The sequence below is a fragment of the Marinobacter salinisoli genome (assembly GCF_017301335.1).
GTDB lineage: Bacteria > Pseudomonadota > Gammaproteobacteria > Pseudomonadales > Oleiphilaceae > Marinobacter > Marinobacter salinisoli.
In genome coordinates, this window is sequence record NZ_CP071247.1 from 385,610 (window position 1) to 399,190 (window position 13,581).

14 protein-coding genes are annotated in these 13,581 nt (G+C 58.5%); 3 read left to right on the forward strand and 11 right to left on the reverse strand.

The annotated features are described in order from the left end of the window. Positions 1–55 precede the first annotated feature (55 nt). A complete protein-coding gene (locus tag LPB19_RS01790) occupies positions 56–958 on the forward strand; it encodes a DMT family transporter (RefSeq protein WP_206644386.1) in 903 nt (300 codons plus the stop codon). A 28-nt stretch (positions 959–986) separates the two neighbouring features. Here LPB19_RS01790 and LPB19_RS01795 read toward each other — a convergent pair whose 3' ends face one another. The 4 genes from LPB19_RS01795 to LPB19_RS01810 form a co-directional block, all read right to left on the reverse strand. Continuing rightward, positions 987–1,562, reverse strand: coding sequence for a nucleoside deaminase (locus LPB19_RS01795; protein ID WP_206644387.1), 576 nt, complete (start codon positions 1,560–1,562; stop codon positions 987–989). Positions 1,563–1,670: 108 nt separating this feature from the next. Next, positions 1,671–1,931: a hypothetical protein gene (locus LPB19_RS01800; protein WP_206644388.1), complete on the reverse strand. Its 261-nt coding sequence runs from the start codon at positions 1,929–1,931 to the stop codon at positions 1,671–1,673. 233 nt (positions 1,932–2,164) lie between these two features. Beyond that, positions 2,165–3,130 carry a zinc-binding metallopeptidase family protein gene (locus LPB19_RS01805; protein ID WP_206644389.1) on the reverse strand — a complete coding sequence of 322 codons (966 nt, stop codon included), beginning with the start codon at positions 3,128–3,130 and terminating at the stop codon, positions 2,165–2,167. 44 nt (positions 3,131–3,174) lie between these two features. Then, a complete protein-coding gene (locus LPB19_RS01810; protein ID WP_206644390.1) occupies positions 3,175–4,668 on the reverse strand; it encodes a DUF1254 domain-containing protein in 1,494 nt (497 codons plus the stop codon). Positions 4,669–5,049: 381 nt separating this feature from the next. On the opposite strand from LPB19_RS01810, the gene LPB19_RS01815 reads away from it, so the two are divergent. Continuing rightward, complete coding sequence (locus LPB19_RS01815) at positions 5,050–5,700, forward strand: class I SAM-dependent methyltransferase (RefSeq protein WP_206644391.1); 651 nt, start codon at positions 5,050–5,052, stop codon at positions 5,698–5,700. A gap of 63 nt (positions 5,701–5,763) precedes the next feature. Here the strand turns inward: LPB19_RS01815 and LPB19_RS01820 are convergent, their stop codons facing one another. From LPB19_RS01820 to LPB19_RS01835, 6 genes are all read right to left on the reverse strand, one after another. Then, positions 5,764–6,093, reverse strand: a complete 330-nt coding sequence (locus LPB19_RS01820; protein WP_206644392.1) for a hypothetical protein — start codon at positions 6,091–6,093, stop codon at positions 5,764–5,766. A gap of 108 nt (positions 6,094–6,201) precedes the next feature. Further along, entirely contained in the window at positions 6,202–6,423 is a 222-nt protein-coding gene (locus LPB19_RS17050) for a GDCCVxC domain-containing (seleno)protein (RefSeq protein ID WP_228289174.1), read from the reverse strand. 64 nt (positions 6,424–6,487) lie between these two features. Beyond that, entirely contained in the window at positions 6,488–7,531 is a 1,044-nt protein-coding gene (locus tag LPB19_RS01825) for a metal-dependent hydrolase family protein (protein ID WP_228289175.1), read from the reverse strand. Positions 7,532–7,534: 3 nt separating this feature from the next. Next, complete coding sequence (locus tag LPB19_RS17055) at positions 7,535–7,846, reverse strand: amidohydrolase family protein (RefSeq protein ID WP_228289176.1); 312 nt, start codon at positions 7,844–7,846, stop codon at positions 7,535–7,537. 284 nt (positions 7,847–8,130) lie between these two features. Further along, the gene (locus LPB19_RS01830; RefSeq protein WP_206644393.1) at positions 8,131–9,723 is read right to left on the reverse strand and encodes an isocitrate lyase; all 1,593 of its coding nucleotides are present in this window, start codon (positions 9,721–9,723) and stop codon (positions 8,131–8,133) included. A 233-nt stretch (positions 9,724–9,956) separates the two neighbouring features. Then, on the reverse strand, positions 9,957–11,906 hold the full coding sequence (locus LPB19_RS01835) for a CASTOR/POLLUX-related putative ion channel (RefSeq protein ID WP_206644394.1): 1,950 nt from the start codon (positions 11,904–11,906) through the stop codon (positions 9,957–9,959). A gap of 181 nt (positions 11,907–12,087) precedes the next feature. Between LPB19_RS01835 and LPB19_RS01840 the strand changes: the two genes are divergently transcribed. Then, a complete protein-coding gene (locus tag LPB19_RS01840) occupies positions 12,088–13,026 on the forward strand; it encodes a ChaN family lipoprotein (RefSeq protein WP_206644395.1) in 939 nt (312 codons plus the stop codon). On the opposite strand, the gene LPB19_RS01845 is transcribed toward LPB19_RS01840, so the two are convergent. Then, the gene (locus LPB19_RS01845; protein WP_206644396.1) at positions 13,023–13,568 is read right to left on the reverse strand and encodes a macro domain-containing protein; all 546 of its coding nucleotides are present in this window, start codon (positions 13,566–13,568) and stop codon (positions 13,023–13,025) included. The genes LPB19_RS01840 and LPB19_RS01845 overlap by 4 nt on opposite strands. Between the last annotated feature and the right edge of the window lie 13 nt (positions 13,569–13,581).

The window sequence follows — 13,581 nt, forward strand, 5'->3', positions numbered from 1 at the left end:
TCGCTCAAGAGTAAGAAAAGATTTTCTGGCGCAACTCCGCAACGAGGCCGCTTCCATGACCCATGATCGACACACCCTGCTCGCCTCCGCCATCGTGCTGGTAACCGGAATACTCTGGGGCATTTACTGGCTTCCGGTTCGCGCGCTGGGCGACATGGGCCTGACCGGAGCCTGGGGAACCGTCGCAATTACCCTGGCAACGGTACTCTTGCTGCTCCCCTTTGCCGTCAAACACCGGCGCCAGCTGCGGCGGGTTCATCCTGTCGCGCTGATTTCCATCGCCCTGGGTGGCGCTGCATTCACGCTCTACTCCGTCGGTTTCATGTATGGCCGGGTGGCCATCATCATCCTGCTCTGGTTCCTCAGCCCGGTGTGGAGCACGCTGATCGGGCGCTACCTGATGGGGTGGCCAACGCCACGCCTGCGCATCGTCGCCATTGCAGTTGGCCTGGCAGGCCTGTTTGTCATGCTCGGGGCAGATGGCGGGATGCCGTTACCACAGGGTATTGGTGAGTGGATGGCCCTGGCTGCCGGGATTCTGTGGGCATTCTCAACCACCGGCATTCGGGTGAAATCCAACATCGAAGCCATGCCCTCCACGTTTATCTTCGCCGTAGGCGCCGCGGTTACCGCACTGATTCTGGCCCCGCTGCTGGAACCCCTGCCCAGCCTGGCGCTTGCTGAAACACCACCGGTTGTTGGTCTGGCCTTGCTGACTGGCGGCCTGTGGTGGGGGCTCAATCTGGTGGGCCTGATGTGGGCCACCGCGCGGCTGGAGCCGGCGCGTGTGTGCATCCTGCTGATGTCGGAAGTGCTATTTGGCGCCGTGTCCGCCGCGGTTCTGGCCGGGGAGGCCTTGCACCCAGCGGAGGTGGCCGGGGGCGTGATCGTGCTGGTGGCGGGGTTGCTGGAGGTGCTGCCAGTGCGTGCCAAAACCAGCCAGACACCGGGCCAGTGACTGGCTCGGTGTCTGGCTTTAGTCGGCACTAGCGATGACGCACAGCGCTCAGACCGCGCCAATCCTCCAGATCCTGATCCGGCTTTTCAGCCCGAAAGCGCGCGTACAGCTCAATGCCGGTCGGGTGTTCCAGAATATCGACCCGAACACCGTTAGCCCGCAGAAATGATTCCGTGCCGGACGCATTGGTGACATCGCCCACCACCACGCGGCCGAAACCTCGCATGCGAACTAAGGTTGCACACACGTCGCAAGGGCTCAGACTGCTGTAAATCGTGGTGTTGCTGAAATCAATCCGCCCGGCATCACGAATGGCGGACGTTTCCCCGTGATTGTAGGGGTGGCCCTCTTGGACGAGGGTATTGTGCCCCTTGCCGACAATTTGATGGCTGGCGTTGTCAACGATCACCGCGCCAATCGGGCAGCCCCCTTCGTCGTAACTCTTTCGCGCCAGCAATACAGCAATGTCCATGAAATCAGCATCCGTAAGCGAGCGGGCAAAGTCTTCATCCATCAACACCGGGAGACTTTTCGTCGGCATGTGCGCAATCGCCGCCAGCGCCTGCTGGGTTATCGGGGTCTGCTTGGTCAGGAGAGTGTTCATAAAGTCAGGCTACCACCTTGGGCGAGCGATTGGTGCGGCATCGGTTCTGTGGCCGTGGCCTCTGGTTCGGAGAAAAAACCGACCCCGGCACCCAACGGAAAGGAACAATTAGTACTGTTTTCTCGCCTTGATTGCGCGCTTAACAGTCATAACAACATTAATAACGTAAAAAACACTACCTGCGAGGATCAGGTGCAGAGCGTACTGATCGACGGTTTCAGCCAGGCTCCCGTAGACCGGCCGGGTGTCTTCAACGGGCATAAAAAACGCGAACATGCCAAAGCCGACCAGTAACGTCCCCAGCAGCGGCAGAATAAGGGTGCTCGCGGGAACAGCGCGCTCCTGGGACAGTGGGTATTTCTCTTCCATGATAACTCCTGCTTCAGTGGATAATTCAGACGGATTGACAGTGGCCGACGTGGGCAGGTCGGAACACCGAGGTAAACAACGGGCCTGGCCATCATTGCGACCCGATGGCGTGCTTACCTGCGCCAATTCTGAGGCAGGCCGAGCAACGAGCGAAGGAAACAGAGCACGAAATCCAACGATTTTGCGAAAGTTTATCCGCCATGAGTTCACTGCGCGGCAGACGTGCGCTGCGATTAAAGCCCCAAGGCTCCGCGCCGCAGCCAGCCATGCACGAAGGCCAGTTTCTGACGCGCGTGATTCGAAAGCACGAACGGATAGAGATCCGATAATCCCATCGAGCGATTCACATGATTGACCCCCACGGTGAGCATCGCCGCCGTGTGGATCAGCCGTTCAGCATCGGGTTCCGAATAAGGATCCCACCCGGAGTCCGGTATCTGCCTGGAGGACAGGCCCGTTGCCACGAAACTGTCGGCGATGTCGGTCAGGTGCAGCAGGTGCGCCGTGGTTTCCGCCCAGTCCTCATGTGGGTGTGCAGAGGCGTAACTGGTCAGGTAATACTGTTTCCAGTCCGCCGGCGGCCCGTTCTCGTAGTGGGACCGGAGCGATAACTGATAATCCATGCGTTCGTCACCAAACTTGTTACGAAACGCATCGAGAAAATCCTGCCGAAGGCTTAATCGCCACCAGAGCATGTGCGCGATCTCATGACGCATGTGGCCAATCATGGTGCGATAGGGCTCCTGAAGCGCTTCACGCCGGGTAGTGAGCAGGATCGGGTCAACCTCCGCCACACTGATGGTGACGACGCCCTCGGCGTGCCCCATCGAAACCGGCGTCGGACCTTCAGCCAGCATGTGAAACACCGGTCGGGCGCCGGGATCTTCCGGCCGGAACCAGTGCCAGCGCCCCAGATTGTCGAGCACCCAGCGTTTGGCCGCTTCCGTCTGGGCCCAGTTCGGAATCGCATTGGCGATCGACGGGTCGGGCGCCAGCTGGGTCATGGCACAGGATCGACAGAACGCCCCGGCCTCCGGGGCTATCCAGTTACACCCGATTCTGTCCCGGTTGGCACAGTAGGGCGGCGAGGGCACAAAGGCCCGCGCTTGCGGATCGTAGGCGACGGGGATGCCATCGGCCGTGGCCAGGTTGTCAAACCACAGCGTACCGGCACCAACCGGATTAGCGAAAACGCGCATCGGCGAAACTCCAGACAGGAACGTTTTTTCTCAGCCACCGCTGCTCACTCTAACAGTTCCGGGTCACCTGGCCGCCAGCTCTTTTCGAACCAGGATTCCAGGGGCCCGTAGAGCCGGAGGTAAACAAAGTAGCCCATACCGGGTTTGGTCTGTATCCAGTTCTCCTCCGGCACACCATCGGGGCGCTCCGGACCAAAATAGGCGTCAACCGAACCGTCCGGGTTCGGCACAGCGCCGCGAATGGAGCCGAGTGAGGCAACCCCCTGGTCGTTCTGGATCAGGGAGCGTGAGTGGTTGTCGTACACCGACAGCGACCAGAAGTTCGCTGCCGGGATATCCTTGGGCAGATGAATCTTGAACGTGTGGTCGCCCGTGAGCCAGCGGCCCTGGGAATCCTGATAGACACCGACATACTGCGACCCCTGCCCGGGCGCTGCAACCACCATCGATTTCGAGGTGCCTATGGCCTCAAACCCGTAACGCGTGCGTTGGTCGATCGCGAGGTAATTCGGCGTGTGGAACGTCGGATCATCAGAAATAAAGATTCGCTTCCATGGGCTGCCGGGATACGGATGCAATGCCTCCTCCGGCACACGCGGATACCAGGAGACAACTTCGGCCATGGCGCGTCCGACCTTGGCCGCTTCGGCCAGAATACCTCGCATACGCTCATCGGGTTTAAACTCCCTGCCATGCGCAATGCCAAGCGTTTCCAGCATGCCCAGCATTGCCATGTCTTGGGAGCGAGGCGGATTTTCGTTGATATAACGCGCCAGGTTCTCAAAGTAGGTCAGGCCTTCAGCGGCCAGAAAGTCCGCATCCTGGCCCGACATTGAGATGAACTCCATTTCCGGTGGCTCTGCCGCCTCCGCCAACCGGTACTGACGAAATGTCCGGACCAACTCCCGGAGCTTTGGATAATCGGCGGTTGTGCGCGGCAAAGCACGGAGGTAGTAGATGGCGATATTGGTGTCCGAGCGGACGATATGAAACGCGATCTCAGGCAGCGGCCCGCTGTAATCGGGCGGCAGCACGAGGAACCGGCCACCACGGTTCTGCTCAGGCGAGAACGGACCGCCAATATCAACCAGCGGCTGCTGCCAGAGGTTATTCATGGTGCCAAGCAGGCCAGCGGGGACCTCGATCACCATGGGGCCCTCGCTCAGATCGAGCACCCCTGACATATAGATCGTGTCCTGATTGGCCGTCAGAACCAGCGTTCCGGGTTCGGCCGAATTGTCCGCCACAATCACCGCGTGGTCACCCGCGCCCAAGTCGTGGTGTGTGTCTGCCATCGCGCCGTAGGAGACCATCGGCAGCGCCCACAGGTAAGCCTGCACTGCACGCTGAAAGTCCAGTGTATCGTACAGCTTCTGTGCCGTATCGGCGGTCGGGTAGCCACCCGTATAATCCAGCGTACCGACCCGGGTCTCAACAACATCGGGCGTCACTGACGTTTGGGACTGCGCCAGTTGCGCGACCACGGACCCGAGCAGCGCAATCGCGCAGGTGCCGGCTCTCAGATATCCGAATTTCATCCCTATTCCCCTCTTTCGGATTGCCACCGCTGACTGACGGGCGCGCTCAAAGCCCCATGGACGGCACAAACTCACGAGGGTTAATCCACCGCAGACCGCGGATTCCATAACTCAACTATAGGGTAGTGCTGAGTTCTTGCCGGAAAAACAGCCTCTGCATCACGGCCCTCAGGGTCACAGGCTTCAGCGAATCAACGGCGGACACAGAACGGTTTACCGGATCACTGGGAATGGCACAGGCTAAGTCGCTGCGTGGTGCCACCCTTGCCGCCCCTGCCAAACAAGTTGCCTTTTCAGCCAAATACGATACCCTGCAAAGCCCTTCCGTTTTGTCATTTATCCTCGATAGCTGGCTCAGCGCTCAACTCAAGAGGCTTATAAATGACCGACCTGCGCTTGCGCTACCAGACCGTTGAGTTTGGCAAAACGGATATTCATCTCTGCACTCTGCGCAACACCAATGAGTTCCACGATCCGCACGGAAGGGCCAATGCGCTCGGCATTTGTTCCGCATCCTGGCCCATATTTGGCGTTATCTGGCCGTCCAGCTTGATTCTCGCGCACTTTATTTCTGAGTATGACACTGCATCAAAACGGGTACTGGAAGTAGGCTGTGGCATGGCCTTATCCAGCCTGCTGTTGAACAAGAAAAACACGGATATTACGGCAACCGACTATCACCCTGAAGTAAAGTCCTTCCTGGAAAGAAATGCCTTACTTAATGGTGATAAATCAATTTCTTACGAAAGAACCGACTGGTCGGATAACAAAGACAATCTTGGCCGCTTCGATTTAATCATTGGCAGCGATTTATTGTATGAAGATGACCATATCGAACTGCTCGCCAATTTTATTGAACGGCACTCGAAACCAATCTGTGAAATTATTATTGTCGATCCCGGTCGTGGCAGAAAAAACAAGTTAAGCGCAAAGCTGCGGGAGTTTGGCTTTGGCGTCTCGCAGTTCAAACCGCTCAACACGGATTTTCTCGAGCAAGAATTTAAAGGCCATATTCTGAAATATGAGCGCTGAACCGACCCGGTCAACGCTGGCGAAACGGATTGGAACTCAGGCGCGGGTTATGGGCGCTTCGGATTACCATCGTTGCACTTCCCCATGCTCCACAACATGCCCGGATGCAACGATGAGTGTCACCACGTGAACCTGATCCACCGGCTGCCTGAGCCCATCAGAAAGCGCTAACGCCAACCCCCTCTCAAGCGACACCACTTGTTCCCTGGACCAGGCTGACGGAAGGTATAGTGTCGCCATGACGCTGTATTGCCGGCCGAACTGCTCGTCGACCCGAGTGAAGTTGATGGTCATTTCCTTTGCATCAACACCGGACGCCTGAGCCCATAACTGGACAATATTGTCGACGGCAATCTTTAGGTCACGCTTAACGATGCAATTTGCGATGGGCATTGCTTGATGTCGCTCTGTTGACTGAACGCGTTTTCTCGTGCACCTGGCCTCTATTCTGCCGTCGTCGACACAGTGAGCTTGGCGGATGCGTCGCCCTGCCTGCACCGTTTATTGGCCAGGATCACAACACCCTGAGCCTTGCTGAATAGGCGGGCAGGCAACCGTGCCGAAAGAACAGAACACGCAGCAGTCGCCCGGCTTGGGTTTCAGTAATCGATGGCAGAATTCACACTCATAGAAATACTGGCAGGCGTCCGTAGGCATGATTTCTTTTTTCTCATGACCGCAGTTTGGACACTTGATGACAGATTCCAGAACTAGATCGACCATAACCAGGGCCTCTCGCCAGACCTGAACGACTGATACATTTTGCAGTTAACTGATTCAGTCTGGCTCACTCAAGGCTATTCTTGTAGATCTTTCCATCCTTCATGATGACAACGAAATTCTTGTCAGGATCGACAACCAGTTGGATATTCTTCAGAGGATCGCCATCCACTAAAACCAAATCGGCAAGCGCCCCCTCCTCGACCACGCCCAGTTTTCCGGGGTAAGGATTCCGTGGGCCACTCAGAGCGAGCAGTTGAGCGTTGTCGTGTGTTGCCATTTTGAGAGTTTCATAGGGTGAAAACCAGCGCGTCATCTTGGCGAGTTGTTTTCCCTGCTTTGCGGCCAGCGACGCGTCAAATTGCACATCCGTACCCCAGGCGAGCTTGACGCCATGCTTTTTGGCCAGCTCGTAGGCTTTGTCAGTGCCCTGGGTCATTTGGATGAACTTGAGGCGGCTGGGCGACCCGTCCGGGAAAGTAATGGCATCCTCGTCGTCGAGAAACGGCTGCATACCCACCCAAACGTCATTGTCGGCGATCATTTCCATGGTTTCATCGTCGATCAGCTGGCCGTGCTCAATGGATCGGACGCCCGCCCGAATGGCCTGCTGAATCGCTTCCGGCGTATAGGCATGCGCGACGACGTAGGTGTTCCAGGCTTCGGCCGCTTCGACGGCGGCGCGCATCTCATCTTCGCTGTACTGAACGACATCAAGCGGATCATAAAAGGACGAAACCCCACCGCCGGCCATGAGTTTGACCTGACTGGCCCCCTTCATAAGCTGCTCTCGCACGGCCCGGAGCATCTCGGGACGGCCATCCACCACAGCAGCCCAGCCCCACCTCTCGGTGAAATGCGCGTGGCGCCCCGGCAGTGCGGGCAGGTCATGTGCCGGAGACCGGAAGTCACCGTGGCCGGAAGTCTGGGAAATAATGGCGCCTGATGGCCAGATGCGAGGGCCCGCAATGACGCCTTCATCGATGGCTCGCTTGAGACCGAAAACCGGCCCACCCACATCGCGGAGCGACGTGAAGCCGCGCATCAGCATTTTGTTGGCAGCCTGACCCTGAACCAGGGTGATATAGGTCAAGTCCGCGCTGAGCAGCACGTTTTAGGGCACATCGGTGTGCATCAGATGCGCATGCGCATCGATCAGCCCCGGCATCAGAGTCCGACCGCTGCCATCAATAACCGTGGCGTCCTCGGGCACGGCAACAGATTGGGCGATTTTGCTGATGGTGTTGCCTTCGACGAGCACGCTCATACCCTCAGCGATTGCCTCGCCCTTGCCATCGAAGACATTGACGTTTTTAAACAGCACCTTGCGCGCCTGATCGGTGTCCTGTGCAAGGGCGGGCAAAGCGAACGACAAAAGGCTGACCGCCAATGCAATGCGTAAAAGAGGGGCCATTCGAGTTTTCATTATTTTCTCCCCATGACGCGTTTAATTGGCACGGATACTCGATTCCAACGCAGGAAGTCTTGCCGCCTTCGCTGTTACGAGCGTAGTTACATGAATTTACAGCAAATTCTTTGTGCCTCAAAGGCTCACGCAAAATTGTCTGCCCCAAAGCCTGCAGGGTTCCCTGGCTTTGACCAGGGCAGAACCTGCCCGCGGTGTTGAGCGCACAAAAAAGCCCCATCAGACGATGGGGCTTTTCGGGGTGCTTCCGGATCACTCCGGAAGCGACAACTCAGAACCGTCGATTAACCGAACTGGTTCATGGTGTTGTCTTTACCGCCTGCCTTCAGAGCCGCTTCGCCAGCGAAGAACTCTTTGTGGTCGTCACCGATGTTGGAACCAGCCATGTCCTGGTGCTTAACGGTGGCGATACCCTGACGGATTTCCTTACGCTGTACGCCTGCAACGTAGGCCAGCATGCCTTCGTCGCCGAAGTAGCCCTTGGCCAGGTTGTCGGTAGACAGGGCCGCGGTGTGGTAAGTCGGCAGAGTGATCAGGTGGTGGAAGATACCCGCTTCGCGAGATCCGTCACGCTGGAAGTTCTGACACCACTCGTCGGCAAGCTGGCCCAGCTCGGTGTTGTCGTACTCTTCGCTCATCAGCTTGGCGCGGTCGTAAGCAGATACGTCCTTGCCTTCTTCCTGCCATGCATCGAATACCTGCTGACGGAAGTTCAGAGTCCAGTTGAAGGACGGGCTGTTGTTGTAAACCAGCTTGGCATCGGGCACCACTTCACGGATGCGGTTAACCATGCTGGCGATCTGACCAACGTGAGGCTTCTCAGTCTCGATCCACAGCAGGTCAGCACCGTTCTGCAGGCTGGCGATACAGTCCATGACAACGCGATCTTCGCCAGAGCCAGCTTTGAACTGGAACAGGCCAGAGGCCAGACGCTTCGGCTTAACCAGCTTGCCGTTCTGCTTGATAACAACGTCGCCGTTAGCGATGTCGTCAGCGCTCTCGATGACGTCGCCATCGATGAAGCTGTTGTACTGGTCGCCCAGGTCGCCCGGCTCGTTGGTAACCGCGATCTGCTTGGTCAGGCCAGCACCCAGGGAGTCGGTACGTGCAACGATCACACCGTCGTCAACACCCAGTTCCAGGAACGCCAGACGAACGGCGTTGATCTTGGCCAGGAAGTCAGCGTGCGGAACGGTTACCTTACCGTCCTGGTGGCCACACTGCTTCTCGTCAGAAACCTGGTTCTCGAGCTGGATACAGCAGGCACCGGCTTCGATCATCTGCTTGGCCAGCAGGTAGGTCGCTTCGGCGTTACCGAAACCAGCGTCGATGTCCGCGATGATCGGCACAACGTGAGTTTCGTGGTTGTCGATCTGAGCTTCGATTTCCTTGGCCTTGGCGCTGTCACCAGCGTTCTCGGCCTCTTCCAGAGCGCGGAACAGGTGGTTCAGTTCCCAGGCGTCAGCCTGGCGCAGGAAGGTGTACAGCTCTTCGATCAGACCGGAAACGGCGGTCTTCTCGTGCATGGACTGGTCAGGCAGAGGACCGAACTCTGAACGCAGAGCGGCTACCATCCAGCCAGACAGGTACAGGTAACGACGCTTGGTGGTGCCGAAATGCTTCTTGATGGAGATCAGCTTCTGCTGACCGATGAAGCCGTGCCAGCAACCCAGGGACTGAGTGTACTGGGAAGAATCCTTGTCGTAGTTCGCCATGTCTTCGCGCATGATCTTGGCGGTGTACTTGGCGATGTCCAGACCAGTCTTGAACTTGTTCTGGGCGCGCATGCGAGCGGCGTGCTTCGGGTTGATGGCGTTCCAGGTCGGGTTCTGCTGAACCAGGGAAGCGATGTGGTCTACATCTTGTGCAAACGGCATGATTTCGATCCTTTATAGACGATGTACCAGTACGGTATGGGGGAGGCTCAATCTACTCCCTGCCACCGCTTCGGTTTTCCCGTATTCGGTGGCGATGGGGCTACTTTAGAGCTTTCGATTTTATAATTGAAATTTATATGATCTATTTCCGGCATTTTTCTCATGAATGCCAGACTATCGTTCGGCAGGATTGTTCAAGACCTGAGCAGACCGGGCTCAGCCGGCCTTTTCGTTCATTCTGTCAAGCACAAAACAACCAGACGGTCCCCCGCCTGAATGTCCAGAAATTGCTTCCTCGGCGGGTTCAGCATCAGGTGACGGCCACGCTCATCCGGTTCGGCCCGGAATACGCCCAGAGCGATCTCCCCGGCCTCGGCCAGGGTCTTTTCCAGAAGGTGGAAATCGGCACTGTCGGGCAACGGGTAATCCGATGGCGAACGAAACTGGATCTCTGCACCGCCGGCGGTAAACAACTCATCCAGCACCACGCGCAGTTCCCGGCGCAGCGCCACCTGGGCCAGCACGTGGGACAGAATGACCGGGCTGACCAGCATTTCCGCGGGATAGCCATCCAGCAAGTGGCGGTTGCCCGGGTCACTCAGTTCCATTATGACCTGCGGACGACTTGATGCCTCGGAGAGTAGATCTTCAAGCTGAAGGTAACCCACCATGGCCCTGGCATCGGCTTCTTCCCCCGACGGCAATCGATCACTGCTCAACAGAATGATCGAGTCATAGGCCGACGGATCCAGTTGTCGCAGCTCCCCCTCCAGCATGTAATCGGCTTCGATATGGCGGCAGATGACCGGCGTGGTCCCGGTGTAACGGCGGATCGTCAGTTCCCGTTCTTCCTGGGGAACCACCGACACAAAGGTCACATGGAAGCTGGCGTGCTGGTAGCTGGCCAGCTCTGCCACCAGGCTCGGCACTCGACGGTTCCAGCCCAGAATCAGAATGCGGCGGGATTCGGTGTTGGCCGCCAGTGTCCGCATCCGGGGCTCGGGCAGGTGCACGGTCTTCAGGTGCTGGCCAACGGGGCTGGCTTCGGTATCGGCGTAGTCCCGCGCCAGCAGGATAAGGCGATCTTCGGCCTCAACACGGGTGTCAGACGGCGCGACGAGCCGCACATCCCACTCGTGATCGCGGTGTTTCAAAACGCCCAGCACGATGGCATCCGGCCGGGCCGCGGCGATCTCCGCCAGGGTACTGCCGGCCATGGACTCACCGCCCCGAACATAGACTTCATTACCGCTTCCGGCCGTGAGGATTTCGTTGTACACCTCCGACAGCCCCGGATGCAGGAGGTTCTGCGCCACCAGCCGGCTTATCGACGCATCACCCGCTACCACTTCGGCGGCCCCCGGATACGCCCGCTCGATCACGGCGCGCTTGCGAATGTCCTGAATTTCGGCCACCACAAACGGCAGGTCGGAGCGTGACTGTTTCGCCAGGGACGCAATTGATAACAGTGCCTTGACCGTTTCAACATCGGAGCTCACAAGGCTGTGCACCGAGTCGTTGGGCGCGCTGGGCAGGATCACCACGGACGCGTCCAGGCATGCAACCCGGTGCAGGGCCTCCGGCTGGATGGCCGTGCCCGAGCGCAAGATCACCCGACGCGCCCGACGGCCAATGCCTGGCTGGCTCCTCAGTTCAATCAACTGATCCGCCGAGGCCTCTTCCGACAACACCACCAGGTTCAGACGCTGGGTGTCGTGTTTTTCCAGAAAGCGCTTCATCCGCCCCGACGACGCCAGCAGTTCCGATACCAGCGGCTGGCTCTGGCGACTCAGGCCCAGCACCACCAGATGGTTTTTCAGGGTGACCGGAGTCAGGCCCCGTTCCAGATCCGCCATCTTGGCAATCAACCAGCGGGTCAGGATGGCCACCAGGGTACCCATAAACACGACATAGCCGCTGATGGTCAGCAAGGTCGAGACAACGCGCTGCCAGCTGCCAACATCATCGCCCAGATAGCCCGGATCAGTCAGGCGCAGGAACGCCCACCAGATGGCGGCACCGGCGTGTTCGAAGGTTTCGCCCACCGGCAGCACCAGCAGTCCGCCCACCAGGGAAATCAGGGCAATGAACAGGGCAACAACCAGCAGCTGAAATCCGGCGCCTTTGACCAGCTGACGTTCCAGCACGAACTTGATCCGATCGAGTAGTCTCAGTGGCTGCATCAAGGCACCCCTTTCGAAAATAAATTATGGCCTCAGCTTATCTGATACCCAGATGATTTTACTAAGCTTTTCCCTACCAAAGTCTCATTTTGACCAGTTGCCGTATACTGCAGATATGAAAACACTCCTCCCCGCCCTCGTGCTCACCACCGGCCTGCTCGGCACAACCGGCTGCTCAAACATGACGACCTCAACGGACAACGCCCTTGCCCCTGTCACCCTGTACGACGCCCCCATTTTCCACGCAGTAACCGGCGCTCCGATGTCTGTTGACCAACTGGCCGAGCAGCTTCGGGACACGGATGTGATTGTCGTCGGGGAGTATCACGGTCATCAGGGCGCCCACCTGCTGCAAGCTCGACTGCAAGCGGCGCTCTATCAACGGCGACCGGCGCAGGTGCTCACCATGGAGCAGTTCACTCTGGATCATCAGGGTGACGTGGATCGCTACCTGAGCGGCGAAACCGGCGAGACCGAACTGATCGAAGATGGCGACGCGTGGGAAAATTACCGCGCCTCTTACCGGCCGATGGTGGAGTTTGCCCGCCGCCATGATATTCCTGTGATGGCCGCCAATGCCCCCGCGGATATTGTGCGCTGTGTCGGACGCAAAGGCGCCGGGCATCTGGACACGCTGCCGGCAGACGTCCGCCAGCAATTGCCCCGGGCCCCGTTCCAGGATACCCCGGGCTATCGGGAGAAATTCCTGCAGGCCATTGGCCAGAGCCACCGGACCGACTCCGAAGCGCTGGATGCGCGGATGCACAATACCTATCTGGCGCAGTTACTGCGGGACAACACGATGGCCGCGCGGATTCTGCAGGCTTTGGAACAGCACCCCGGACATCAGGTACTGCACCTGACCGGAACCTTCCACAGTGAAGAACGCCTGGGCACCGTCGGCTTGCTGGAAGCCCGGGCGCCGGCACTGTCCGTGGCGGTGATCTCGCCGGTATTCCGGTCGGACGACGAACCCGCTTTGGCGGCAGCAAGACAACAGAACAAGGGCGACTATCTGTACATCATTGCCCCCCTGCCCCCCGAATTCCGGGATTCCGAGCGGGAGATGAAAGCCATGCAGGCGAGATTCGGTCGCAGCGCGGGTACTGATTGCAGCTAGCTTGGGCTTGAATCCCCGGACAGCAAACCTGCCTCGGTGAAAGCCTGTCGGAACGTGTCGCAATCGGGCGAACTGTACAGCACCAGACGGATAAGCCGGACTGTCTGCAATTTGGGAATCATGTCGGCTATCGTTTGCGCCGTGACCTCCGCAGCTTCGTCCAGAGGATAGCCAAACACACCGGTGGAGATGGCCGGGAACGCGACAGACGACAGCCCCTGAGCTTCCGCCAGCACCAGGGCCTCGCGGTAGCACGACGCCAGCAACCGGTCTGAGGGCTCATCCACGCCATACACCGGCCCCAGGCAGTGAATCACATAACGATTGGGTAGCCCATGGGCAGAGCTGATCACCGCCTGCCCACACCGAATCGGCGCCAGTGCCCGGCACTCCCGGGCAAGGCCAGGCCCGGCAGCCGAATGTATCGCACCGGCCACTCCGGCTCCGGGCAGCAGTTGGGCGTTCGCAGCGTTGACGACGGCATCGATGTCGGGCTGATTGGCGATATTGCCCTGCACGCATTCGGTCATGATACGGCTCATTGCCTTGCCCCTC

Coding starts and splice junctions, on each gene's coding strand:
- LPB19_RS01805 (WP_206644389.1), bottom strand. CDS start 3,130: ATGCGCGTTTTCGCTAATCCGGTTGGTGCCGGTACGCTGTGGTTTGAC.
- LPB19_RS01835 (WP_206644394.1), bottom strand. CDS start 11,906: ATGCAGCCACTGAGACTACTCGATCGGATCAAGTTCGTGCTGGAACGT.
- LPB19_RS01795 (WP_206644387.1), bottom strand. CDS start 1,562: ATGAACACTCTCCTGACCAAGCAGACCCCGATAACCCAGCAGGCGCTG.
- LPB19_RS01815 (WP_206644391.1), top strand. CDS start 5,050: ATGACCGACCTGCGCTTGCGCTACCAGACCGTTGAGTTTGGCAAAACG.
- LPB19_RS17050 (WP_228289174.1), bottom strand. CDS start 6,423: ATGGTCGATCTAGTTCTGGAATCTGTCATCAAGTGTCCAAACTGCGGT.
- LPB19_RS01820 (WP_206644392.1), bottom strand. CDS start 6,093: ATGCCCATCGCAAATTGCATCGTTAAGCGTGACCTAAAGATTGCCGTC.
- LPB19_RS01800 (WP_206644388.1), bottom strand. CDS start 1,931: ATGGAAGAGAAATACCCACTGTCCCAGGAGCGCGCTGTTCCCGCGAGC.
- LPB19_RS01790 (WP_206644386.1), top strand. CDS start 56: ATGACCCATGATCGACACACCCTGCTCGCCTCCGCCATCGTGCTGGTA.
- LPB19_RS01810 (WP_206644390.1), bottom strand. CDS start 4,668: ATGAAATTCGGATATCTGAGAGCCGGCACCTGCGCGATTGCGCTGCTC.
- LPB19_RS17055 (WP_228289176.1), bottom strand. CDS start 7,846: ATGAAAACTCGAATGGCCCCTCTTTTACGCATTGCATTGGCGGTCAGC.
- LPB19_RS01845 (WP_206644396.1), bottom strand. CDS start 13,568: ATGAGCCGTATCATGACCGAATGCGTGCAGGGCAATATCGCCAATCAG.
- LPB19_RS01830 (WP_206644393.1), bottom strand. CDS start 9,723: ATGCCGTTTGCACAAGATGTAGACCACATCGCTTCCCTGGTTCAGCAG.
- LPB19_RS01840 (WP_206644395.1), top strand. CDS start 12,088: ATGACGACCTCAACGGACAACGCCCTTGCCCCTGTCACCCTGTACGAC.